The organism is Brevibacterium sp. CSND-B09, assembly GCF_052906525.1.
In genome coordinates, this window is sequence record NZ_JBREGI010000001.1 from 4,159,096 (window position 1) to 4,180,587 (window position 21,492).

17 protein-coding genes are annotated in these 21,492 nt (G+C 63.9%); 10 read left to right on the top strand and 7 right to left on the bottom strand.

Translation table 11 applies throughout. The features are described 5' to 3' along the window. The first annotated feature begins 95 nt into the window (after positions 1-95). Entirely contained in the window at positions 96-1,484 is a 1,389-nt protein-coding gene (lpdA, locus tag ACU4IU_RS18580) for a dihydrolipoyl dehydrogenase (protein ID WP_139467181.1), read from the top strand. A gap of 21 nt (positions 1,485-1,505) precedes the next feature. Continuing rightward, positions 1,506-3,329 (top strand): 2-oxoglutarate dehydrogenase, E2 component, dihydrolipoamide succinyltransferase, encoded by a 1,824-nt coding sequence (gene sucB, locus ACU4IU_RS18585; protein ID WP_139467180.1) that lies wholly within the window; start codon positions 1,506-1,508, stop codon positions 3,327-3,329. 62 nt (positions 3,330-3,391) lie between these two features. Here the strand turns inward: sucB and ACU4IU_RS18590 are convergent, their stop codons facing one another. After that, entirely contained in the window at positions 3,392-4,807 is a 1,416-nt protein-coding gene (locus tag ACU4IU_RS18590) for a hypothetical protein (protein WP_446657546.1), read from the bottom strand. Positions 4,808-4,965: 158 nt separating this feature from the next. On the opposite strand from ACU4IU_RS18590, the gene lipB reads away from it, so the two are divergent. From lipB to ACU4IU_RS18605, 3 genes are all read left to right on the top strand, one after another. Further along, positions 4,966-5,604 (top strand): lipoyl(octanoyl) transferase LipB, encoded by a 639-nt coding sequence (gene lipB / locus ACU4IU_RS18595; RefSeq protein ID WP_139467178.1) that lies wholly within the window; start codon positions 4,966-4,968, stop codon positions 5,602-5,604. A gap of 10 nt (positions 5,605-5,614) precedes the next feature. Further along, positions 5,615-6,667: a lipoyl synthase gene (lipA, locus tag ACU4IU_RS18600; protein ID WP_092013963.1), complete on the top strand. Its 1,053-nt coding sequence runs from the start codon at positions 5,615-5,617 to the stop codon at positions 6,665-6,667. A 63-nt stretch (positions 6,668-6,730) separates the two neighbouring features. After that, a complete protein-coding gene (locus ACU4IU_RS18605) occupies positions 6,731-7,468 on the top strand; it encodes a DUF4191 domain-containing protein (RefSeq protein WP_139467176.1) in 738 nt (245 codons plus the stop codon). 162 nt (positions 7,469-7,630) lie between these two features. Here the strand turns inward: ACU4IU_RS18605 and ACU4IU_RS18610 are convergent, their stop codons facing one another. Both ACU4IU_RS18610 and ACU4IU_RS18615 read right to left on the bottom strand, forming a co-directional pair. Next, complete coding sequence (locus tag ACU4IU_RS18610) at positions 7,631-8,707, bottom strand: IS110 family transposase (RefSeq protein WP_139470449.1); 1,077 nt, start codon at positions 8,705-8,707, stop codon at positions 7,631-7,633. A gap of 336 nt (positions 8,708-9,043) precedes the next feature. Beyond that, positions 9,044-9,484 carry an RDD family protein gene (locus ACU4IU_RS18615; RefSeq protein ID WP_139908007.1) on the bottom strand — a complete coding sequence of 147 codons (441 nt, stop codon included), beginning with the start codon at positions 9,482-9,484 and terminating at the stop codon, positions 9,044-9,046. Between the two features lie 143 nt (positions 9,485-9,627). Between ACU4IU_RS18615 and glnA (ACU4IU_RS18620) the strand changes: the two genes are divergently transcribed. Beyond that, entirely contained in the window at positions 9,628-11,052 is a 1,425-nt protein-coding gene (gene glnA, locus ACU4IU_RS18620; protein ID WP_101547431.1) for a type I glutamate--ammonia ligase, read from the top strand. 150 nt (positions 11,053-11,202) lie between these two features. Continuing rightward, positions 11,203-12,669: a mycothione reductase gene (locus ACU4IU_RS18625; RefSeq protein ID WP_139467174.1), complete on the top strand. Its 1,467-nt coding sequence runs from the start codon at positions 11,203-11,205 to the stop codon at positions 12,667-12,669. A 78-nt stretch (positions 12,670-12,747) separates the two neighbouring features. Here the strand turns inward: ACU4IU_RS18625 and ACU4IU_RS18630 are convergent, their stop codons facing one another. From ACU4IU_RS18630 to ACU4IU_RS18640, 3 genes are read right to left on the bottom strand one after another with little or no spacing between them, the layout of a single operon-like run. Further along, a complete protein-coding gene (locus ACU4IU_RS18630; RefSeq protein ID WP_139467173.1) occupies positions 12,748-15,789 on the bottom strand; it encodes a bifunctional [glutamine synthetase] adenylyltransferase/[glutamine synthetase]-adenylyl-L-tyrosine phosphorylase in 3,042 nt (1,013 codons plus the stop codon). Beyond that, positions 15,789-17,147, bottom strand: coding sequence for a type I glutamate--ammonia ligase (gene glnA / locus ACU4IU_RS18635; protein WP_062242448.1), 1,359 nt, complete (start codon positions 17,145-17,147; stop codon positions 15,789-15,791). Before glnA (ACU4IU_RS18635) ends, ACU4IU_RS18630 begins: the two co-directional genes overlap by 1 nt. 4 nt (positions 17,148-17,151) lie before the next feature. Beyond that, positions 17,152-17,355 carry a hypothetical protein gene (locus tag ACU4IU_RS18640; protein WP_062242447.1) on the bottom strand — a complete coding sequence of 68 codons (204 nt, stop codon included), beginning with the start codon at positions 17,353-17,355 and terminating at the stop codon, positions 17,152-17,154. Between the two features lie 319 nt (positions 17,356-17,674). On the opposite strand from ACU4IU_RS18640, the gene ald reads away from it, so the two are divergent. Continuing rightward, positions 17,675-18,793 (top strand): alanine dehydrogenase, encoded by a 1,119-nt coding sequence (ald, locus tag ACU4IU_RS18645; protein ID WP_139467172.1) that lies wholly within the window; start codon positions 17,675-17,677, stop codon positions 18,791-18,793. Between the two features lie 78 nt (positions 18,794-18,871). On the opposite strand, the gene ACU4IU_RS18650 is transcribed toward ald, so the two are convergent. Beyond that, positions 18,872-19,597 (bottom strand): FadR/GntR family transcriptional regulator, encoded by a 726-nt coding sequence (locus tag ACU4IU_RS18650; protein ID WP_139467171.1) that lies wholly within the window; start codon positions 19,595-19,597, stop codon positions 18,872-18,874. Positions 19,598-19,722: 125 nt separating this feature from the next. Between ACU4IU_RS18650 and map the strand changes: the two genes are divergently transcribed. Both map and ppgK read left to right on the top strand, forming a co-directional pair. After that, the gene (gene map, locus ACU4IU_RS18655; protein ID WP_139908003.1) at positions 19,723-20,631 is read left to right on the top strand and encodes a type I methionyl aminopeptidase; all 909 of its coding nucleotides are present in this window, start codon (positions 19,723-19,725) and stop codon (positions 20,629-20,631) included. A 1-nt stretch (position 20,632) separates the two neighbouring features. Then, the gene (gene ppgK, locus ACU4IU_RS18660) at positions 20,633-21,466 is read left to right on the top strand and encodes a polyphosphate--glucose phosphotransferase (protein WP_139467169.1); all 834 of its coding nucleotides are present in this window, start codon (positions 20,633-20,635) and stop codon (positions 21,464-21,466) included. Positions 21,467-21,492: the final 26 nt, after the last annotated feature.

The window sequence follows — 21,492 nt, forward strand, 5'->3', positions numbered from 1 at the left end:
AGACAGCGTTTTTCTTCGCCCCGCGCAAGAAAAGTGGAAAGATAAGACTGAAAGCTGCGTACTGCAGGCTTATTCACAGCTACGAGGAGAAATCCGTGAGTGACGAATTGACCTACGACCTTGTCGTTCTGGGTGGCGGAACCGGTGGCTATGCCGCTGCTCTGCGAGCCGCAGAGCTCGACATGAAGGTCGCTTTGATCGAACGCGACAAGGTGGGAGGCACCTGCCTGCACCGTGGCTGCGTGCCGACGAAGGCTCTTCTGCACGCCGCAGAAGTCGCCGACACCGCCAAGAACTCTGAGACCTTCGGCATCGAGGCCGAGTTCAAGGGGATCGACATCGCCAAGGTGCTCGAGTACAAGGACGGGGTCATCACCCGCAACTACAAGGGTCTGCAGGGTCTGGTCAAGGCTCGCGGAATCGACACCTACTTCGGCACCGGCAAGCTCGTCGGCAAAGACACTGTCGAGGTCACCGGCGAAGACGGCAACCACACCGTCAAGGGCACGAACGTTCTGCTCTCGACCGGTTCGACATCGAAGACCATCGGTCTCGAGGTCACCGACCGCGTGATCACGAGCACCGAGGCTCTCCAGCTCGACAAGGTCCCGAGCTCGGCCATCGTGCTCGGCGGCGGCGTCATCGGCGTCGAGTTCGCCAGCGTTTGGAACTCCTTCGGAGCTGACGTCACGATCGTCGAGGGCCTCAAGCACCTCGTTGCCAACGAGGACGAGACCATCTCGAAGAACCTCGAGCGCGCCTTCAAGAAGCGCAAGATCAAGTTCAAGCTCGGCGTCATGTTCAAGGGCGTCGAAGAGACTGCCGACGGGGTCAAGGTCACTCTCGAAGACGGTTCGACGCTCGAGGCGGAGTACCTCCTCGTCGCCGTCGGCCGCGGCCCAGTCACCGAGGGCTTCGGCTTCGAAGAGCAGGGTATCCCGATGGATCGCGGGTTCGTCCTCGCCAATGAACGTCTCCACACCGGCGTCGGCAACATCTACGCCTGCGGCGATATCGTCCCCGGACTCCAACTGGCCCATCGCGCCTTCGGCCAGGGCATCTTCATCGCGGAGGAGATCGCCGGCCTCAACCCGGCACCGGTCGTCGAATCGGGCATCCCGCGCGTGACGTACTGCGAACCGGAGATCTTCTCCGTCGGACTGTCCTCCGCTCAGGCGGAAGAGAAGTACGGAGCGGACCAGGTCGAATCGCTCGAGTACAACCTCGGCGGCAACGGCAAGTCCGTGATCCTGGGCACCACAGGCCTGATCAAGGTCATCCGCGAGAAGGACGGTCCGGTCGTGGGCGTGCACGGAATCGGTGCTCGCCTGTCCGAGCAGGCCGGTGAAGCGCAGCTCATCGTCAATTGGGAAGCATTCCCCGAGGAAGTCGCGCAGCTCATCCACGCGCACCCCACGCAGAACGAAGCACTCGGCGAGGCGCACTTGGCCCTGGCCGGCAAACCCCTGCACTTCCACTCATAAGATCCGAGGAGACGAATACTCATGTCGAATTCCGTTCAGATGCCGGCTCTCGGAGAGTCGGTCACCGAGGGCACTGTCACTCGCTGGCTCAAGGAAGTGGGCGAAGAAGTCGAGGTAGACGAGCCGTTGCTCGAGGTGTCGACCGACAAGGTCGACACTGAGATCCCGAGCCCCTACGCAGGCACCCTCGAGAAGATCCTGGCCGAAGAAGATGACGTGGTCGAGGTCGGCGGCGACCTCGCCTACATCGGCGACGGCAGCGGCGCTTCAACCCACGACGAGGAACCTGCGGAGGAACCCGCCGAGGAGCCTGCAGAGGCCCCGGCTGAAGAAGCACCCGCCGAAGAAGCACCGGCGGCCGAAGAGGCCCCGGCCGAGGATCCGAAACCTGCCGCTTCGGATTCAGGATCCTCCGAAGGCACCGAGATCACAATGCCCGCGCTCGGCGAATCCGTCACCGAGGGCACCGTGACCCGCTGGCTCAAGGAAGTCGGTGAAGAGGTCGAGGTCGACGAACCGCTCCTCGAGGTCTCCACCGACAAGGTCGACACCGAGGTCCCCTCCCCCGTTGCCGGAGTCGTTCAGGCTCACTTGGCGGAAGAGGACGATACCGTCGAGGTCGGCGCGCCTCTGGCTCGCATCGGTTCCGGTGCCCCGGCCGAATCCGCACCGGCTGAGGATGCGCCCAAGGAAGAGGCCCCCGCCGAGGAAGCTCCGGAGCAGGAAGCCCCCGCCGAAGAGGCTCCGAAACAGGAAGCCCCCAAGGAGGAGGCAGCGAAGCAGGAATCGGCTCCCAAGCCGGCCGCGACCGCATCCGCACAGTCCGCCTCGGCCGCTCAGGCCGAAGAGCCGGTGGAAGCAGCTGCACAGGCACCTGCCGCCGCCGACACCGTCGGTGAGAACGCTGCCTACGTCACTCCCCTCGTGCGCCGTCTGGCCCGCGAGAAGGGTGTCGACCTCTCGCAGGTCTCCGGCACCGGAGTGGGCGGTCGCATCCGCAAGCAGGATGTCGAATCGGCCGCGAAGAACGGCCCTGCTGCCGCTCCCGCGGCACAGTCCGGCGCATCGGCCGGAGCTCCGAAGGCTCCGTTCAAGGTCGAGATCCCCGAGGAGGCTGCGAAGCTGCGCGGCACCACGGAGAAGGCTTCGCGTATCCGCCAGACCATCGCCAAGCGCATGAGCGAGTCACTCGATGTCTCCGCTCAGCTCACGCAGGTCATCGAAGTGGATATGTCTCGCGTCGTCAAGCTGCGCAAGGCCAATAAGGAGGCATTCCAGGCCAAGCACGGTTCGAAGCTGACCTACCTGCCGTTCTTCGCCAAGGCCATCGTCGAAGCGCTTCAGGTGCACCCGAAGGTCAACGCTCAGTACGATCTCGAGTCGCAGCAGATCACCTACTTCGATCACGAGCACCTGGCCGTTGCGGTCGATACCCCGCGCGGACTGCTCGTGCCCGTGATCAAGGATGCCGGTGACCTCAGCGTCGCAGGTCTGTCGAAGGCCATCGACGATGTCGCCGACCGGACCCGCAACAACAAGATCATGCCGGACGAGCTTTCGGGTGGAACCTTCACGGTGACCAACATCGGTTCCGTCGGGGCACTGTTCGACACGCCGATCATCAACCAGCCGCAGATGGGCATCATCGGCACGGGCGCGATCGTCCGCCGTCCCATCGCCGTGAAGACGGCCGACGGCGATGAGGCGATCGCCATCCGCGACATGGTGTACCTGCCGTTGACCTACAACCACCAGCTGGTCGACGGTGCGGATGCAGGACGATTCCTGCAGACCATCAAGGCACGTCTGGAAGAAGGCAACTTCGAGGCCGATCTCGACCTCTGAGCCTGACTCTCCGACACACCTGATCGAGGGGCCGACCATTCGTGGTCGGCCCCTCGGGCCATTCACCGCGTCGTCGCCTCCCGGACCTCCGCTACGAGCCATGTACCCTCGACTCTGTGCAGTTCGAACTCGACGGTCTGCTCGGCGAACTCCACCAGGGCGGCCCCGGTGCCTCCGCTCGACCGCATAAGCGCCGAGGCGACCACCCGGTCATCGTCGGCGGCGACGATCTCCACGTCCTCGACATCGATCGAATAGTCGGAGTCGGCATACGCCGAGGGATCGATGAGCTCATCGGCTGCTGCGGCAGCCGAGTCGGGCACCGTCAGTGCCTTCAGAGCCGCCTCGTCGCCATTGCTGAGAGCTGCTGCGCGTGACTCGCACAGTTCCTCGAGGACGGCGGACACGTCGTCTGCGCTCGGCGTCGACGTCGCTTCGGGCGGCCGGGTCGCCCCCTCGGCGGACGGCGCCTCTTCTCCGCTCACGGCCGCGGTGGACGACCATGAGGACCAGACGACGACTCCGCCCAGAACCGTCAGGCACACGGCGAGGCCGATGAGCAGGGTGCCGTGACCGAACACACGATGCAGGTCCACCGCCCGCAGGCGGGTCCACAGGGAGCCCACGGAGCCCAGCAGCGGTACCATCCACTCCTTTCGGCCGCCTGCGCGTCGGCGATCACGTCTCGAGCGTCGCGAGCTCTTCGCCTCGGCGCGCAGCGGAGTCACTCCGCCTCCGCGCAGAGGCGGGGCCGGTGCGCTGTGCGTCGAACCGCTGTCCTCCTCGGATCGCCGGTGCGGTCTGAGTCCGGTTGCCACGCGCAGACGAGCCGTGAGGGCCGATTCCGGCGACGTTCCGCTCTCGGCAGGCACCATTGGAAGCGCAGCGGGACGGTCGAGTGTACGAAGGGAATCCGCCGCCTCGGCGAGGGCGGTGCCCAACACGATTTCGGACGCCGCATCGTCCAGGAGGCCTGCGACGAGCGACCGCAGAGCCGACGATGACTCGGACAGAGCGAGGTCGACGGGAAGCAGCACCTCGGCCCACGGCCGCCCGTGGACGGCGTGATAGATCATCTCTCCCACGGCGCGGCGCGGTGTCGTCGCAATGGGCGCCGAGACTCCGGGAATGAGGACCGGTCGACCGTGGGCGTCGAGGGAGAACGCGGACAGAGTGAGCCGATCCTCTGGTCGCGTGCACGTCGTGAGCTCCTCGATGATGCCCAGGAACAGGGTGCACAGCTCGGCCTCGGTCAGTCCCTGATAGGTGCGGATCACGTCGAGGACGAGACCACCGGGCGAAGCGGGGACGATGAGAAGGGAACGGGCGCCGGTCGGAAGAGCCACCTCGGTGAGGGCGAGAACACGGGGGTCGTCGGCATCGAAATCATTGTGCACGACGCCCCATGCACTGCGACCGTCGGAATCGACGACGCGATGGATATCATCCGCGATCGTTGCTTGGAACTCCCATGTCATGGTTCGTCATCTCCGTTGATGATGATCAGTCGCATTTAGTGTTGTTTAATGATGCTCGCCGATGTCGTTATGTGTCAAGGGCCACAGCCTCGGTGGAGGTCGCCAGATGTGATTGGAAACAAATTGAACACTGGGGTCAAGAGTCATAGTGTGGAGCCATGCCCCTGGCCACAGAAACGCTCGGGTTCGCCCCTGTCCTCTCGGACTATCGGCAGACTTGGGAATTGCAGAAGAGATACCACGACGAAGTGCTCGCCGGCGACCGTCGATCGACGATCCTACTCCTCGAGCATTCCCCGGTCTATACGGCCGGCAAGCGCACCGAGGACTTCGAACGACCGACCGACGGCACAGATGTCATCGACGTCGACCGCGGCGGGAAGATCACCTGGCACGGTCCCGGACAGCTGGTCGCCTACTGCATCTACAAGCTCAACGACCCCAAAGAGGTCCGACTCTTCGTGTCCCAACTCGAGGACGCGATGATCCGACTGCTCTCCGAATACGAGATCGAGGCGACCACGATCGAGGGCCGGGCCGGTGTCTGGCTGCGCGGCGACGAACTCCGTCGCGACCGCAAGATCGGTGCCATCGGCATCCGCATCCACGAAGGCGTGACGATGCACGGCCTGGCCCTGAACTGCAGCAACGACCTCGGCGCCTATGAGTCCATCATCCCGTGTGGGATCACAGACGCCGACACCACGTCCATCAGTGCTGAGCTCGGTCGGACCGTCACTCCCGAAGATGTGGCGCAGCGACTCGACGAAATCCTGCACGAGACCATCACCGCTTAGGAGAACTCAGATGACGATCGCACCAGAGGGCCGCCGCATGCTCCGCGTCGAAGCCCGCAACTCCGAGACTCCCATCGAGGACAAGCCGGCCTGGATCAAAGCGAAGGCCCATATCGGCCCCGAATACACCGCACTGAAGTCGCTCGTGCGCAAGCAGGAGCTGCACACGGTCTGCGAAGAGGCAGGCTGCCCGAACATCTTCGAATGCTGGGAAGATCGCGAAGCGACCTTCCTCATCGGCGGCGAACAGTGCACCCGGCGCTGTGACTTCTGCCAGATCGACACCGGCCGACCGGCTGAATTCGACGCTGACGAACCTCGCCGCGTGGCCGCCTCGGTGGCGGAGATGGGTCTGCGCTACTCGACGATCACCGGTGTGGCACGAGACGACCTCGAAGACGGCGGCGCCTGGCTCTATGCAGAGACCGTGCGCCAGATCCACGACCTCTCGTATGTCGACGGACGCGGCACCGGCGTGGAGCTGCTCATCCCCGATTTCAATGCCAAGCCGGATCAGCTCGCCGAGGTGTTCTCCTCCCGACCTGAAGTGCTCGCGCACAATGTCGAAACGGTTCCGCGCATCTTCAAGCGCATCCGTCCCGCATTCCGCTACGAACGATCGCTGTCGGTGATCACTCAGGCCCGCGAGGCCGGCCTGGTCACGAAATCGAACCTCATCCTCGGGATGGGTGAGACGAACGACGAGATCATCTCCGCACTGCAGGACCTCCACGATGCCGGCTGCGACCTCATCACCATCACGCAGTACCTGCGTCCCTCTCCTCGGCACCATCCCGTCACCCGGTGGGTCAAGCCCGCCGACTTCGTGATGCTGCGCGATGCTGCAGAGGAGATCGGCTTCCTCGGCGTCATGTCGGGTCCGCTCGTGCGTTCGTCGTACCGTGCAGGCCGCCTGTGGGCCACCGCCATGCGCCGCCGCGGAGAGGAGATCCCCTCGCATCTGGCGCACCTGGACAAGCACACCCCCGCCAAGCAGGAGGCGCAGGCCGTTGTGGATACCTTCGGCCCCGGCGAAGAGGTAGACTTGACTGCTGAGCAATGAGCGTCGGCCTCCCCCTGATTACCGGAGGCGACGCCGCAACGCCCCTCAAGAGCAAGTGAGAGAATGAGCGAAGAACCGCGTAAGGGACTCTTCCGGCGCAAGCCAAAGGATCCGAACAAGAAGCCCGGCCGACTGGCGCAGATGCGTCAGGTCTACGAGCTGTCCGCCAAACATAACAAAGCGACCCCGTGGCTGCTGGCTGCGGCGATCCTCGGATGCACGCTCATCGGTCTGCTGATCGGTCTGCTCATCGGCGGCACCACCGCGATCTTCACGACGATCCTCGGCTTCATGGTCGGTCTGCTGTTGGGCATGTTCATGCTCGGCCGCTTCGCCGAGACCGCCGCTTTCGCTCAGATGGACGGACAGCCCGGAGCCTTCGGCGCCGTTCTCAACACGGCCCGCCGCGGATACCTGATGGATGAGAAGCCCATCGCCGTCGATCCGAAGAGCCGCGACCTCGTGTTCCGATCGACCGGTCGCGCCGGCGTCGTGCTGCTGAGCGAAGGTCCGAAGGGACGCAGCGCGAAGCTGCTGGCCAAGGAGAAGAAGCGCCACGAGCGCATCCTCCCCAATGTTCCGGTCCACACCTTCCAGGGTGGCAAGGAAGAGGGCCAGCTCGCGATGAAGCAGGTCGTCCCGGCCGTGCAGAAGCTGCCGCGCAAGCTCAACCGCGCCGAGGTCCTGGCCGTGCGCAATCGTCTGGCTGCTCTCGGGACGCAGGGCACGCGCCCGCCGATCCCGAAGGGCATCGACCCGAACAAGGCCCGCCCGAACCACAAGGCGATGCGCGGACGCTGATCCGCATCCCCTCCGCCGAAATCCCACGGCCGAGGCGAAAGAAAGCGGCGCCGACTCAACGAGAGTCGGCGCCGCTTCCCATTCCCGTCCATTCCCCTCTTACTACCTGACGGCGGCCCAGCAACCTCGCGCGAGGTTGCTGGGCCGATCCTTCTATGTCTGTCAAGCCGGCGTGGGAATTGTTTCTAGCCCGTTGAGAATCTTGAAAACTCGACGCGCGAGATACCATTTGAGCTTGCGCTTGAGCTCCCTCTTCGACTTCTTCGTCGGGTCCTCACCAAAGCGCTGGGCAACATAATCCCTGGTTCTCTCATCGTGGATCATCCGGTTCGTGATCACCGTGTGCAGGGCCCGGTTCAACTGCCGATCCCCACCCCTGTTCAACCGGTGTCGTTGCGTGTTGCCCGACGAAGCAGGGATCGGATTCGCCCCTGCCAGGGCTGCGAACGCAGCCGCGTTACGGACTCGTCCCGGATGCGACCAGGCGGTGAAGAACACCGCGGCAGTGAACGTACCGATCCCGGGTTCGGCCAGCAAGACTGCCGCCGGACTGGCCTCAACAAGTTCAGCGAGCTTGTCATGGTTGTCCTGCAGATCGTCATCAAGATCGAGGACGCGTTGAGCTAAACGGACCGCTTCGTCCCGGGACGTGGCCAGGCCGATGTCTTCCTTCCTCGACCGCCACTTCGAGATCTCGACGAACTGGGCATCGGTCAACGAGTTACGGGCATCAATTCCCAGAGCGACAGTGCGCACCAACGCGGTCAGGGAGTTGATCATCCGGGTCCGTTCGGTGGTCATCGCGTCCCGGGCTGCCAACAGCACGCGCAGGCCCTGGCGGACTCCTTCGCCTTGGCGTGGCCACCGCAGCTGGTCGGTGTGTAGCGCCAGCACGGACTTCGCGATCCGGTAGGAGTCGAGCTCATCGCTCTTACCCACGCCGTACCGGGCTTTGGCATCCATGCGTCCAGCTTCGACCACGGGGTATTCGGTCGTGGCGATATGACCGGTCAGCACCGCCCCGTAGGATGCGGTTCCTTCCACGACCCACAGGGTGTCGAGGTCACCTTTCGTCCACCGGCCTGCCCAGGTCAGGGCCCGTTTGATGCCGGCCCGAGATGTCGGGAAGCTGCCGGTAGCCACGAGGATGCCGGTGTTGGTGATGATCGTGTAGACGTGTTTTCTGGCGTGTGTATCGACGCCGATGAAGAAGTTGTATAAGTGCGCGACAATGGACATAGCGGTTCGAAGCTCCCTGTTTGACCGATAGGTTGTGCGGCCGCTTGCGGCCGGTACCGGTCCGGGATGAGGTCACTTCGGAACAACACTGTGATGAGTCACGCCCCGGCAAGGGGCGGACAGCCTTCTGATCAAGTTACCGAGGTGGGCCGAGTCGGTGCCGGCCGCACCACCCATGTGATCGGACAAATCGGCCCGAAGACACCACCAAAAGGGGGGTGGGTCACCGCCAGGTTGAGTCACGATCACGGGATGGAGAGGCCAACACCTACTCTGCCAGCCGGTCCCAGACCAGCCACTACCAAGACTCACAGCCGTCAGGTAGCAATTGGGAGGTCAGCGGCGGAGGATGACGGTTCCTGCCGCAAGGTCGTGGACTCCGCGGTTGTCGCGGTTGAAGATGAGCGCCGGAATGACGAGCACGACGAGGACTGAGCGGATGAGCGACTTGAGCAGTCCCGGCACGTGGCCGTCGAGGCGCCGGACTTCGATGCCGAAGAGACGATGGCCAACCGAATACCCGAGAGTTCCCACAAGCACGAAATTCTCGAGGGCGAAGAACGCGGGCGCGAGGATCGGATTCGCCGGATCGATGAGATTGGCGATCGCCAGACACATCAGCCAGTCGACGAGCAGGGCGAGGATTCGCTTCCACGCCGGGGCCAGAGAATGCGAGCCGTTGACAGGCAGACCCAGCCGCTTTCCGGGCCAGTCGTCTTCTTCCCTGTCGAACCGGGGTCCTTCGAGCCAGGAACCAAGGTCGTCACGATTGATCACTCCCCCAGCCTACGAAATCCGGCCTGAGTGGATCCTCAGGAAACATGCCCGAAACATGGTCGACATCACCACTTCATTCTTCGGCGACTAAGATTGACCGTGGTCAGGACAAACGGCCACCGTACACGAACTAGGAGACCTAAGTGTTCTCGTCTGCTGAAGAACTCGTCAACTACATATCGGACAATGACGTCAAATTCGTCGATGTCCGGTTCTGCGACCTGCCCGGTGTGGTCCAGCACTTCAATCTCCCCGCCGCCTCATACGGCACCGAGGAGATCACCGAAGGTCTGCTCTTCGACGGGTCCTCCATCACAGGCTTCCAGGGCATCCACGAATCCGATATGAAACTGCTGGCCGATGTCACCTCCGCGTACATCGACCCCTTCCGTGAGGCCAAGACGCTGGTCGTCACGCACTCGATCGTCGATCCGTTCACCGATGAGCCCTACTCCCGCGATCCCCGGCAGGTCGCGGCCAAGGCCGAGGCCTACCTCGAATCCACTGGGATCGCCGACACTGTCTTCTTCGGCGCCGAGGCCGAGTTCTACCTCTTCGACTCCATCCGCTACGAGAACACTCCCGGCGGCAGCTTCTACAAGATCGGCTCACAGGAAGCTGCGTGGAACACCGGCTCTGATGAGGTCGGCGGAAACCAGGGCTACAAGACCCCGTTCAAGGGCGGCTACTTCCCGGTCTCGCCGCAGGATCAGTACGCAGATGTCCGCGACAAGATGTCGCTGACGCTCGAGGAGATCGGCTTCGAGATGGAGCGGGCGCACCATGAGGTCGGCACCGCCGGTCAGCAGGAGATCAACTACAAGTTCAAGACGCTCCAGCACGCAGGCGATCAGCTGCTCGACTTCAAGTACGTGATCAAGAACACCGCTTTCGAGCTCGGCAAGTCCGCGACCTTCATGCCCAAGCCGCTCTTCGACGACAACGGCTCCGGCATGCACTGCCACCAGTCGCTGTGGAAGAACGGCGAGCCGCTGTTCTACGACGAGAACGGCTACGGCGGGCTCTCCGACCTGGCTCGCTGGTACATCGGCGGACTCATCGAGCACGCCGGCGCGGTGCTGGCGTTCACGAACCCGACTATCAACTCCTACCGCCGCCTGGTGCCCGGCTATGAGGCTCCGGTCAATCTCGTCTACTCCGCGCGCAACCGTTCTGCCGCGATCCGCATTCCGGTGACCGGTTCCTCGCCGAAGGCCAAACGGCTCGAGTTCCGCGTTCCGGACCCCTCGTCGAACCCCTACCTCGCCTTCTCGGCCCAGCTCATGGCCGGGCTCGACGGTATCCGCAACCGCATCGAACCGCCGGAGCCCATCGACAAGGACCTCTACGAGCTCCCGCCCGAGGAGGCCAAGGACATCAAGCTCGTCCCCGGCACCCTCGACGAGGCGCTCAACGAGCTCGAGAAGGACCACGACTTCCTCACCGCCGGCGATGTGTTCACTCCCGACCTCATCGAGACGTGGATCCGCATCAAGCGTGAGAACGAACTCGATGTTGCTCGTCTGCGTCCGACACCGACCGAGTTCGAGCTCTACTACGCACTCTGACCTCGGTCGGCGGTCGATTCCAGGTGAACTGAGATCCCGCCGCCGGGTGGAATAGAGTGAGGGCGTCACGGGTTATCACCCGTGGCGCCCTTTCGGCTCTGCGGCCGTCGACGCGGCCGGTCGGATCACGCACCATCGGAGGGATGGACTTTGACGCATTATGACCTGCTGCTCATCGGCACCGGATCGGGAAACATGTTCCTCGACAAGCGGTTCGCCGGACTGAAGACCGCCATCGCCGAGGAATGGCACTTCGGCGGTACCTGCCTCAACGTCGGGTGCATCCCGACGAAGATGTTCGTCTACCCCGCCACCCTCGCCGAGCAGGCCGCCCAAGCCGATCGATACAACCTCACCTCGACCCACCCGAAAGTGGATTGGGCCGGACTCCAGGACCGCATCTTCTCCCGCATCGACGCGATCGAATCCGGAGGACGCGAGTACCGCAGCAGCGACCGCCAGCCCAATATCACCGTTGTCGCTGAACATGTTCACTTCACCGGGCAGAAGACCGTGCGCACCGCCTCCGGTGAGGAGATCACCGCCGAACGCATCGTCATCGCCGCCGGCGCCCACCCGATCATCCCCGACATCGCCGGGCTCGACTCAGCCCGCATCGACACCGATGACTATCCGGTGTTCACATCGAACACGGTGATGCGCCGCGCCGCACAGCCGAAGCGACTGGTCATCATCGGCTCCGGGATCATCGCCATGGAATTCGCCCACGTCTTCGCCGCCCTCGGCACCGAGGTGACCGTCCTCGCCCGCGGCCCCCGCCTCCTGGGCAATATCGACGAGGAGGCCGCCGACGAGTTCACTCGCATCTTCGACTCCTCCCACACCGTCCTCCACGGTGCTCAGTCCAAGCAGATCGACATCGCCGACGGTGAAGTCACATTGACCCTCGAACCCAGCGGTCGCCTCGCCGAGGCGGACCTGCCGGAGACGATCACCGCCGACGGATTGCTCGTGGCCACGGGAAGGGTTCCCAACACCGCCGAGCTCGACGTCGAGGCCGCCGGTTTCGACATCACCGACGGCAACCGCCTGTCCGTGGACGAGCACCAAAGAGTCCTCTCGGGCGGTCAGCCCGTTCCCGGAGTATTCGCTCTCGGAGACATCTCCTCACCCCACCAGCTCAAACACGTCGCCAACCACGAAGCGAAGATCGTCGGCCGCAATCTGACCGCAGACGTTGCCGCAGGGTTGCCCGGCAGTGCTCGGGGGAACGACCTCGCCGCAGTCAATCACCATGCCGTTCCCGGTGCCGTCTTCTCCTCCCCACAGGTCGCCTATGTGGGCATGACCGAAGCAGAGGCCATTGATGCCGGACACGACGTCACGATCAAGGTGCAGAAGTTCTCCGATGTCGCCTACGGTTGGGCGATGGCCGATGATCCGGGAATCGTGAAGATCATCGCCGATCGCAGCACCAGGCGCATCCTCGGCGCTCATATCGTCGGTCACGAAGCCTCGATGCTCATTCAACCGCTCATCCAGGCCATGGCCTTCGGCCAGAAAGCCGACGAGGTGGCAACCGGCCAGTACTGGATCCACCCCGCCCTGCCCGAGGTGGTCGAAAACGCCCTGCTCGGACTCGAATTCGACGACTGAGCACATCAACTGTCAGCTGATTCGGCCGATGACCGGGAGCGGCAGATCGCACGTAGGCGGACTGCCGCACCTGGAGAATCAGAAGTCGTAGAAGCGGTGTTCCATCACTGAACGTGCGTGCCTGGTGGTGCGCAGATAGTCGTCTTCGAGGTCATGGCCCGCCCCAGCCGGATAACCGAGCAGGCGGGCTGTGGCCTCGAGCTCGGTATGATCGGCCGGCAGCGACTCGGCGGTGCGCCCACGGAAGAGCATCACGGCCGAACGCACATCGGTGGCCAGCTGCCAGGCAGCGGCCAGCTGTTCGGCATCCTCGGTCGGCAGCAGACCCCCGTCAGCGGCCACGTCGAGGGCCGTCAGCGTCGAGGTCGTGCGCAGCCCTTCCACCTGATGCCCGTGCTGGAGCTGCAGAAGCTGAACGGTCCATTCGACATCGGAGAGGCTTCCCCGGCCGAGCTTGAGATGTCGTCGCTTATCGGCATTGCGCGGCAGTCGCTCGTCTTCCATCCGCGCCTTGAGAGTGCGCACCTGCGTCAGTGCCTTCTGCGGCATCTCCGAGGGATAGCGCAGCGGATCGATGAGCGCCAGGTAGTCGGCGATGAGGCCGTCATCGCCTGCCACCGGCCTGGCCCGCAGCAGCGCCTGCGCCTCCCACGGTTGGGACCACTTTGCGTAATAGGCCTGGTAAGACGAGAAGCTGCGCACCAAGGGGCCGTTCTTGCCCTCCGGACGCAGATCAGCATCGAGATCGACCCCTTGAGCGCCTTCGCTGGCCTTGAGGCGAGTCGACAGCTGGAGGGCCACCTTCGTCACGTGCTTGCTCAGCCTTCCGCGCGCCTCGGCGTCGAGGTCGTCTGACACGGGACGGTAGACGAACATCGCATCGGCGTCCGAGAAGTAGCCGATCTCCCGTCCGCCCCACCGGCCCATGGCGATGATTGCGAATTCGTAGTCCGGGGTCTCGGACCCGTCGAGGTCTGCTCGCACCGCCTGCAGGGCACCTCTGACCGCCAGGTCCATGAGGTCGGAGAGATCACCGGGTATGGCGACTCGGTCCCCGACCCCGAGGACGTCGCGCAACGCGATCCGCAGAAGTTCACGACTGTAGGTCTCACGGATCGGAGTGACCGCCTCGGCGCCATGGCGCTTGAGCAGTCCATCGACCTCAGCATTGAGAATTTCCAGGTCACGGGCCTTAAGGTTCTCATGGCGGTCCAACCAGGCGACAGCGGCGGGCTGGCGCAGCAGAAGTTCCGTCGCATATCCGGACAGGGAGAGCACTTCGGCCACAGATTTGGCCGCCAGACCGGAGTCGCGGAGCATCTTGAGGAACCAGCCGGAGGAGGACAGCGATTCGCTCAGCCGGCGGAAGGCCAGCAGTGCTCGGTCGGGCTCGACTCCATCGGAGAACCAATCGAGCAGGGCCGGAAGCACCTGCTTGATGACCATGGCAGTGCGTGACATACCAGTCGTCAGCGCCTTGATATGGCCCAAAGCTCCTTGTGGGTCCACGTATCCGAACGCCTGAAGACGGTCGGCGGCAGCCTGCAGGCTCGACCCGCGCTTCTGTGCATCGACGACGGCGCCGTGGACGCCGACAGCCGCCTCGAGGATGGGCCGATAGAAGATCTGTTCGTGGAGGCGGGTGACCTGTTTGGCATAGTCGCGGCGGGCCTCTTCGAGGCGATCCCCGGTCCGAGATCCGGACCGGAAGACGGAACGGGCCAACGACCGAAGTTTGGCCTCATCATCGGGGATGAGCGCATTGCGCATCATCCTCGGGATCTGCACTCGGTGTTCGACGACACGCATGAACCGGTATGCAGTGGAGAAGACAGAGGCGTCCTGCTGCCCGATATAGCCATGTTCTCCGAGTTCACCGAGGGCGACGAGCGTATTCGGGGTGCGGATGTCCTCATCATTGCGTCCATGGACGAGCTGGAGCATCTGTGCGGAGAACTCGACATCACGCAAACCGCCGCGACCCAGTTTGATCTGACGCGGGGCTTCGACCGCCGGGATGAGGTCTACGACGCGCCGACGCATCGCACGGATCCCGTCGATGAAGCCGGGACGGCTGGCCGCCTGCCAGACCAAGGGCAGGAGTGACTGGGAGAACGCCTCCCCCACTTCGACATCGCCGGCCACCGGTCGGGCCTTGAGGAGGGCCTGGAATTCCCAGTTCTCCGCGATATCGGCGTAATAGTGCTCGAACTCCGACAGCGTACGCACGAGCGCTCCGGCTTTGCCTTCGGGGCGCAGCGCCGTATCGACTTCCCACAGTGCAGGCTCACCACCGGCATCGGAGAGGATGCCGCGCATGCGTTGGGCGAGGTCGGTGGCCAGGCTCCTGGCCCCTTCGGTCTCGGCGGAATCGAGAACGAAGACGACATCGACATCGGAGACGTAGTTGAGTTCTCGTGCTCCGGTCTTACCCAAGGCGATGACCGCCAGACGGATGTCGGCCGCCTCGTCGAGTTCGGCTCGTGCGATGGCCAGCGCCGCGTCGAGGGCAGCGGCGGCCAGGTCGGAGAGGACTGCCATGACTTGGTCGACGATTTCGTCCGGAGACTCCGCCGACAGATCATCGGCGACGAGGCGAAGCACCGCATCCCGGTAGTTCCTTCGCAGCGCCTTGACCCCGTCATCTCCGGTCACAGTCGCGCGCGGAGCCGGGTCCTCGGGGTCCGCACCGAGGACCGTGAGCATCTCTGCTCGCAGGGACACCGCCGAGGCGGCAGGCGTGGAGATCAGCAGGAACGGGTCGGGAACGAGCAGCAGCGGCAGGGAGTCGGGATGCCGGACCAGATGGTCGACCATCGCCTCCGAGGTGCCGACGACCGCGAGGAGCCGGGCCAGGAGGGGGCGGTTGAGTTCGTCCTCGGCCAGCTCGCTCTTCGATCCGGTCCGCACTGCGTCCAGCAGGGCCGCGGAACCCTCCCCCGCGGCCTCGATCACGCGCAGCAGACCCAGCGCCGCTCCATGCGGATCCGGGGTTGCCATGAGGAGATCAACGAACCGCGAATCAGTGGCCAGAGGGACGCCGAGGAGCTCATCGAGCTCATGGAGGAACCGAGAGGTGGCCTCCGGGACGCTGGTCGTGCGTGAGGTGATAGCGGCCATCACATCGAGGTGAAGTGCTTCGCGAGCTCATATGGAGTCACCTGCGCGCGGTAATCGGTCCATTCCTGCCGTTTGTTGCGCAGAAAGAAGTCGAACACCTCTTCGCCCAGGGTCTCGGCGACGAGATCCGATCCCTCCATCAGCTCCAGGGCATGGGACAGACTGCGCGGCAGCGCTTCGATCCCCATCGCCCGACGTTCGGTGGAAGAGAGCAGCCAGACGTTGTCCTCGGCCTCTTCGGGCAGTTCGTAGCCCTCTTCGATCCCCTTGAGTCCCGCTGCGAGCATAAGCGCATACGACAGGTACGGGTTGGCCGAGGAGTCCAGAGCACGGTACTCGACGCGGGCGGATGAGGACTTTCCGGAGTTGTACTGCGGGACCCGCACGAGAGCAGAACGGTTGCGGTGGCCCCAGGAGATGTACGACGGAGCTTCATGGCCGGTCCAGAGGCGTTTATAGGAGTTCACGTGCTGGTTGGTCACTGCCGAGATCTCGGCGGCGTGGGTGAGCAGTCCGGCGATGAACTGTCGGCCGGTCTTCGACAGCTGATATTCGGCCCCCGGTTCGAAGAAGGCATTGTTCTCGCCCTCGAACAGGGAGACGTGCGTGTGCATCCCATTGCCTGGGTGATCGGCCATCGGCTTGGGCATGAACGAAGCGTAGACGCCTTGGGAGATCGCGACCTCTTTGATGACCGACCGGAACGTCATGACGTTGTCGGCCATGGTCAGCGCGTCGGCGTAGCGCAGGTCGATCTCGTTCTGACCGGGCCCGGCCTCATGATGGGAGAACTCCACGGACAGCCCCATCGCCTCGAGCATGGTGACAGCTTCGCGCCGGAAATCATTGGCCGTTCCCCCGTTGACATGGTCGAAGTAGCCGGCTGTGTCGACGGGCATCGGGGCTGTGCCGTCGCTGATCCCGGAGACAGGATCGAGGTTGTCGGTCTTGAAGAGGTAGAACTCGATCTCAGGATGCACATAGAAGGTGAAGCCGCGTTCGGCGGCTTTGGCCAGAGTGCGTTTGAGGACGTTGCGCGGATCGGCCGGCGCCGGCTCTCCCCCGGGCACGTGGATATCGCAGAACATCCTCCCGGTGGGCTCGGTCTCCCCGCGCCAGGGCAGCAGAGAGAACGTCGAGGGGTCGGGCTTGAGCACCATATCGGCCTCGAACACGCGGGACAGTCCTTCGACTGCCGAGCCGTCGAATCCGATGCCTTCGGAGAAGGCGCCTTCGAGTTCGGCGGGGACGATGGCCACGGACTTCAGCTGTCCCAGGACATCAGTGAACCAGAGTCGGATGAATCGCACTTCACGATCCTCGACGGTCCTGAGAACGAATTCCTCCTGACGCGACATCTATTCAGCCGTTCCACTTCTCGTCGTCTTCGTCCCACTGCTGATTGCGTTCACGCGCCTTCTCCAGGGCGGCGCGGGCGACTTCCTCGGTCTCGTAGGGCCCCATGCGGTGGGTCCAGTCGCTGACCAGGCCCTTTTCCACGGTGTTCGTCTCGAGGTTGAAGTAGTACTTCGAGTTCGGGTCGTCGATATCTTCGTAGAGTCCCATGGCGAGCCTTCTCTCCTCTGCGGGGTTCTGCATTGACGCTTTCAGCTTACCGTTTCAAGTCGCGAACTGACGGCATGTGTCGCTTATGCGTTGGAAGCGCCCTATCAGCATCTTTGGTGCAGTCTGAGTCCGACTGGAATCATGTTTTCCGCGTTATCTGGCACCCAGACGCACTGATTTCGCATCATTGGTGACGAAAACAGATTTAAAGGTTTGCTCTCCAAACCTTCTAAGGAATAGAGTTGACACCATCGACGACCGACGGAGAAGTCGGTCGCCTCCGCCCCTGCGGCACACGATCAGGAGAGAAGGACACACCATGCGCATTTCAGTGCCCACCGAGGTCAAGAACAATGAGTTCCGAGTCGCCATCACCGCTGCCGGCGTCCATGAACTCGTCGCCCACGGCCACGAGGTCACCGTGCAGGCAGGAGCCGGCGAGGGCTCCTTCATCGCCGATGCCGAATACGAGGCTGCCGGAGCGAAGATCGCCCCCGACGCCGCCACCACATGGGCAGCCGGCGACCTCGTGCTCAAGGTCAAGGAGCCGATCGCCCAGGAGTACGGCTTCCTGCGCAAGGATCTCGTCCTGTTCACCTACCTCCACCTCGCCGCGGATGAGGCGCTCACCACTGCTCTCATGGAGGCCGGCACCACCGCGATCGCCTATGAGACCGTCCAGCCCGACGGCGGCGGACTTCCGCTGCTCGCTCCGATGAGCGAGATCGCCGGACGCCTGTCGACTCAGGTCGGCGCTCACAGCCTGCTCAAGGCCAACGGCGGCCGCGGGATCCTGCTGTCCGGAGTCCCCGGTGTCGAGCGCGCGAATGTCGTCGTCATCGGTGCCGGTGTGGCCGGAACGAATGCCGCCCGGATGGCTCTGGGCCTGGGAGCGACCGTCGAGGTCATCGACATCAACATTCCGCGTCTGCGTCAGATCGATGAGACCTTCGCAGGTGCCATCGGCACGAAGGTGTCGAATAAGTACGAGATCACGAAGTCTCTGGCCACAGCCGACCTCGTCATCGGTTCGGTGCTCATCCCGGGCAAGAAGGCGCCGAAGCTCGTCACCGACGAGATGGTCTCTGGGATGAAGCCGGGCTCGGTGCTCGTCGATATCGCCATCGACCAGGGCGGCTGCTTCGAGAATTCGCGTCCGACGACTCACGACGATCCGACGTTCACCGTCCATAACTCGGTCTACTACTGCGTGGCGAACATGCCGGGTGCGGTGCCGAACACAGCCACGGCGGCGCTGACGAATGCGACTCTGCCCTTTGCCGTGAAGATCGCCGACCAGGGGTGGCACAAGGCGCTGTCGAACGATTCGGCTCTGGCCCGTGGTCTCAACATCCACAACGGGCACGTCACGAACGACAACGTCGCCGAGGCATTCGGCTTCGAAGCAGTCTCCGTGGCCCACGCCCTAGCCAACTGAAGAACCCCTATTACTACCTGACGGCGGCCCAGCAACCTCGCGCGAGGTTGCTGGGCCGCCGTCAGGTAGTAATAGGGGTTAGGGGCGGGGGACGATGGTCGTGTACCTGAAGTGCTCCTCGCAGAGTCTTCCCGCAGCTTCTGCGTCTCCGGCAGCGATCGCCTCGACGATCGCGGCGTGGTCGTCCACGGCGTGATCGAAGAGCTCGGCCGAGAACGGGTCGTGACGGAAACCGGCGTTGATCTTCGTATCGAGGTCGATGGCCATGCGCACGAGTTCCGGGTTGTGACCGGCACGGGCGATGGCGAAGTGGAACTGCGCGTCCGCGGTGCGCGCGGCGGCCGCTTCGGCGCGTTGGGAATAGACTTCGGCCAGTTCCCGGAGCTCGCTCAGCTCGTCCTCGGTACGTCGCAGGGCCGCGGTCGCCGCCAGCGAATTCTGGAAGACGGCGCGGGCGTCAAGCAGGTTCCGCCTCTCGGCATGGAACTCGTCGATTCTACCGGCCATGGGAGCCAGCGCCTCGGGGCGGGCGGTCTTGACGAACGTCCCTCCCCCGCGGCCGCGGCGGCGTTCGACGACCCCGAGACGCTCTAAGCGCAGCAGGGCTGCGCGCACGCTCGAGCGGGACACCTGCAGATCTGCGGCCAACGTCCGTTCGCCCGGCAGCAGGGTGCCTTCCGGCAGCGCTCCGACGGCGATTCCGGAGAGGATGTGGTCGGCGATCTGCTGCGGCGCGCTCGTCAGGCTCACCACTTCGCCCAGTCCAGCGAACTCGTGGCCCGCCGATGTCGTGTCGTCGCTCAATCTGCCTCCCGCTTCCTTGGCACGGCTGCTTCCGATTCTAGACTCCACAGGTCCCGCACCGCGGCATCGACAGGCGACCGGGCAGCGGGACAAAGCCGCGTTTCCAGCATAGGATCGACACCATCATGACTGTTCACACTCGCCTGCTCACGCCCGGCACCATTTCGCCCGAACGCGGTGTGCCGAAGGACATCCCCCGCCCGGAGTACGTCGGTCGCGCCGACGCCGATGAAGGCCGGGGAAACAATTTCTACAGCCCCGAAGAAGTCGAGGTGGTGCGGGCGGCCGGTCGGATCGCGGCCAATGCCCTGGCCGCCGTCGGCGAGATGATCGTCCCCGGCATCACCACCGATGACATCGACAGGGTGGCGCACGAGTTCATGTGCGATCACGGAGCGTACCCGTCGACGTTGGGCTATCGGGGCTTCCCGAAATCCGTGTGCACCTCCGTCAACGAGGTGATCTGCCACGGCATCCCCGATTCGACCGTCATCGAGGACGGCGACATCGTCAATGTCGACATCACCGCCTACTACCAGGGCATGCACGGAGACACGAACTACACATTCACCGCCGGAGACGTCGATGAGGAGTCCCGTCTCCTCATCGAACGCACCTATGAGTCGATGATGCGTGGGATCAAAGCGGTCAAACCGGGACGTCAGATCAACGTCGTCGGACGGGTGATCGAGAAGTACGCGAAGCGCTTCGACTACGGAGTCGTGCGCGACTACAGCGGGCACGGAGTCGGCCGCGAATTCCATTCCGGGCTCATCATCCCGCACTATGACGCGGCTCCCGCCCATGCGGAGACGATGGAACCGGGAATGATCTTCACGATCGAGCCGATGCTCAACCTCGGCACGATCGACTGGGACGTCTGGGACGATTCCTGGACCGTGGTGACGAAGGACCGCAAGCGCTCCGCTCAGTTCGAGCACACACTAGTGGTGACCGAGTCCGGTGCCGATATCCTGACTCTGCCCGATGCCGACACCGCGATTGCCGCCGGACCCGCACACGAGGAGAGCTGATATGAGCGCGGAGACCTCCCCACGCTTTGCGATCGGCATCGACATCGGCGGCACCGGGATCAAAGCGGCACTCGTCGACACGGTGACGGGCAAGCTGCCGTTCAAGCGGCTGCGCGAGCTTACACCGAAGCCGAGCACCCCGGTTGCCGTGGCTGCGACGATTGCCACGCTGTTGGATGCACTGAGCGAACATGCCGTCGAACTCGAACTCGTCGCCGACCGTGCCGCGATCGACTCCCTGCCTGTCGGCTGCGGATTCCCCGGCGTGATCCGCGAAGGACTCGTCGAGTACACGGCGAACCTCGACCAGAGTTGGATCGGTTCGCCCATCTCCGACATCATCGGCGAGAGCACGGGCCGCACCGTGTACTTCCTCAACGATGCCGATGCCGCCGGACTGGCCGAGATGACCTTCGGTGCCGGGCGCAAACACCGGAAGAAGACGGTGCTGCTGACGACGCTGGGCACGGGAATCGGAACCGCCCTGTTCACTCACGGCCGGATGGTTCCCTACACAGAACTCGGCCATATCGAGATGAACGGCGCCGATGCCGAGACGCAGGCCGCGGAATCGGTCAGGACCCGGCTGGGACTGACCTATCCGGAGTGGGCGGCTCGGCTGCAACAGTATTATTCGCAGATCGAACTGCTGGTCGCTCCGGATGTCATCATCGTCGGCGGCGGAGTCTCGAAGTCCCATGACCAGTTCCTGCCGCTCATCGAGACGCGGGCGAAACTCAAGCCGGCGAAGCTGTACAACAACGCCGGAATCGTGGGAGCAGCGATGATCGCGGTCAACGGCGGTAAGGCGAAGGTGCGTCGCAGTCCGTCCTGAAAGACGCGCCGCAGCTGAGGATGTGG

Excerpts from the sequence above, each read along its gene's own strand:
- ACU4IU_RS18610 (WP_139470449.1), bottom strand. The coding sequence starts at position 8,707 with ATGTCCATTGTCGCGCACTTATACAACTTCTTCATCGGCGTCGATACA.
- glnA (WP_062242448.1), bottom strand. The coding sequence starts at position 17,147 with ATGTCGCGTCAGGAGGAATTCGTTCTCAGGACCGTCGAGGATCGTGAA.
- lipB (WP_139467178.1), top strand. The coding sequence starts at position 4,966 with ATGCCCCTGGCCACAGAAACGCTCGGGTTCGCCCCTGTCCTCTCGGAC.
- ald (WP_139467172.1), top strand. The coding sequence starts at position 17,675 with ATGCGCATTTCAGTGCCCACCGAGGTCAAGAACAATGAGTTCCGAGTC.
- sucB (WP_139467180.1), top strand. The coding sequence starts at position 1,506 with ATGTCGAATTCCGTTCAGATGCCGGCTCTCGGAGAGTCGGTCACCGAG.
- ACU4IU_RS18630 (WP_139467173.1), bottom strand. The coding sequence starts at position 15,789 with ATGGCCGCTATCACCTCACGCACGACCAGCGTCCCGGAGGCCACCTCT.
- map (WP_139908003.1), top strand. The coding sequence starts at position 19,723 with ATGACTGTTCACACTCGCCTGCTCACGCCCGGCACCATTTCGCCCGAA.
- lipA (WP_092013963.1), top strand. The coding sequence starts at position 5,615 with ATGACGATCGCACCAGAGGGCCGCCGCATGCTCCGCGTCGAAGCCCGC.
- ACU4IU_RS18605 (WP_139467176.1), top strand. The coding sequence starts at position 6,731 with ATGAGCGAAGAACCGCGTAAGGGACTCTTCCGGCGCAAGCCAAAGGAT.
- ACU4IU_RS18640 (WP_062242447.1), bottom strand. The coding sequence starts at position 17,355 with ATGGGACTCTACGAAGATATCGACGACCCGAACTCGAAGTACTACTTC.
- ppgK (WP_139467169.1), top strand. The coding sequence starts at position 20,633 with ATGAGCGCGGAGACCTCCCCACGCTTTGCGATCGGCATCGACATCGGC.
- ACU4IU_RS18590 (WP_446657546.1), bottom strand. The coding sequence starts at position 4,807 with ATGACATGGGAGTTCCAAGCAACGATCGCGGATGATATCCATCGCGTC.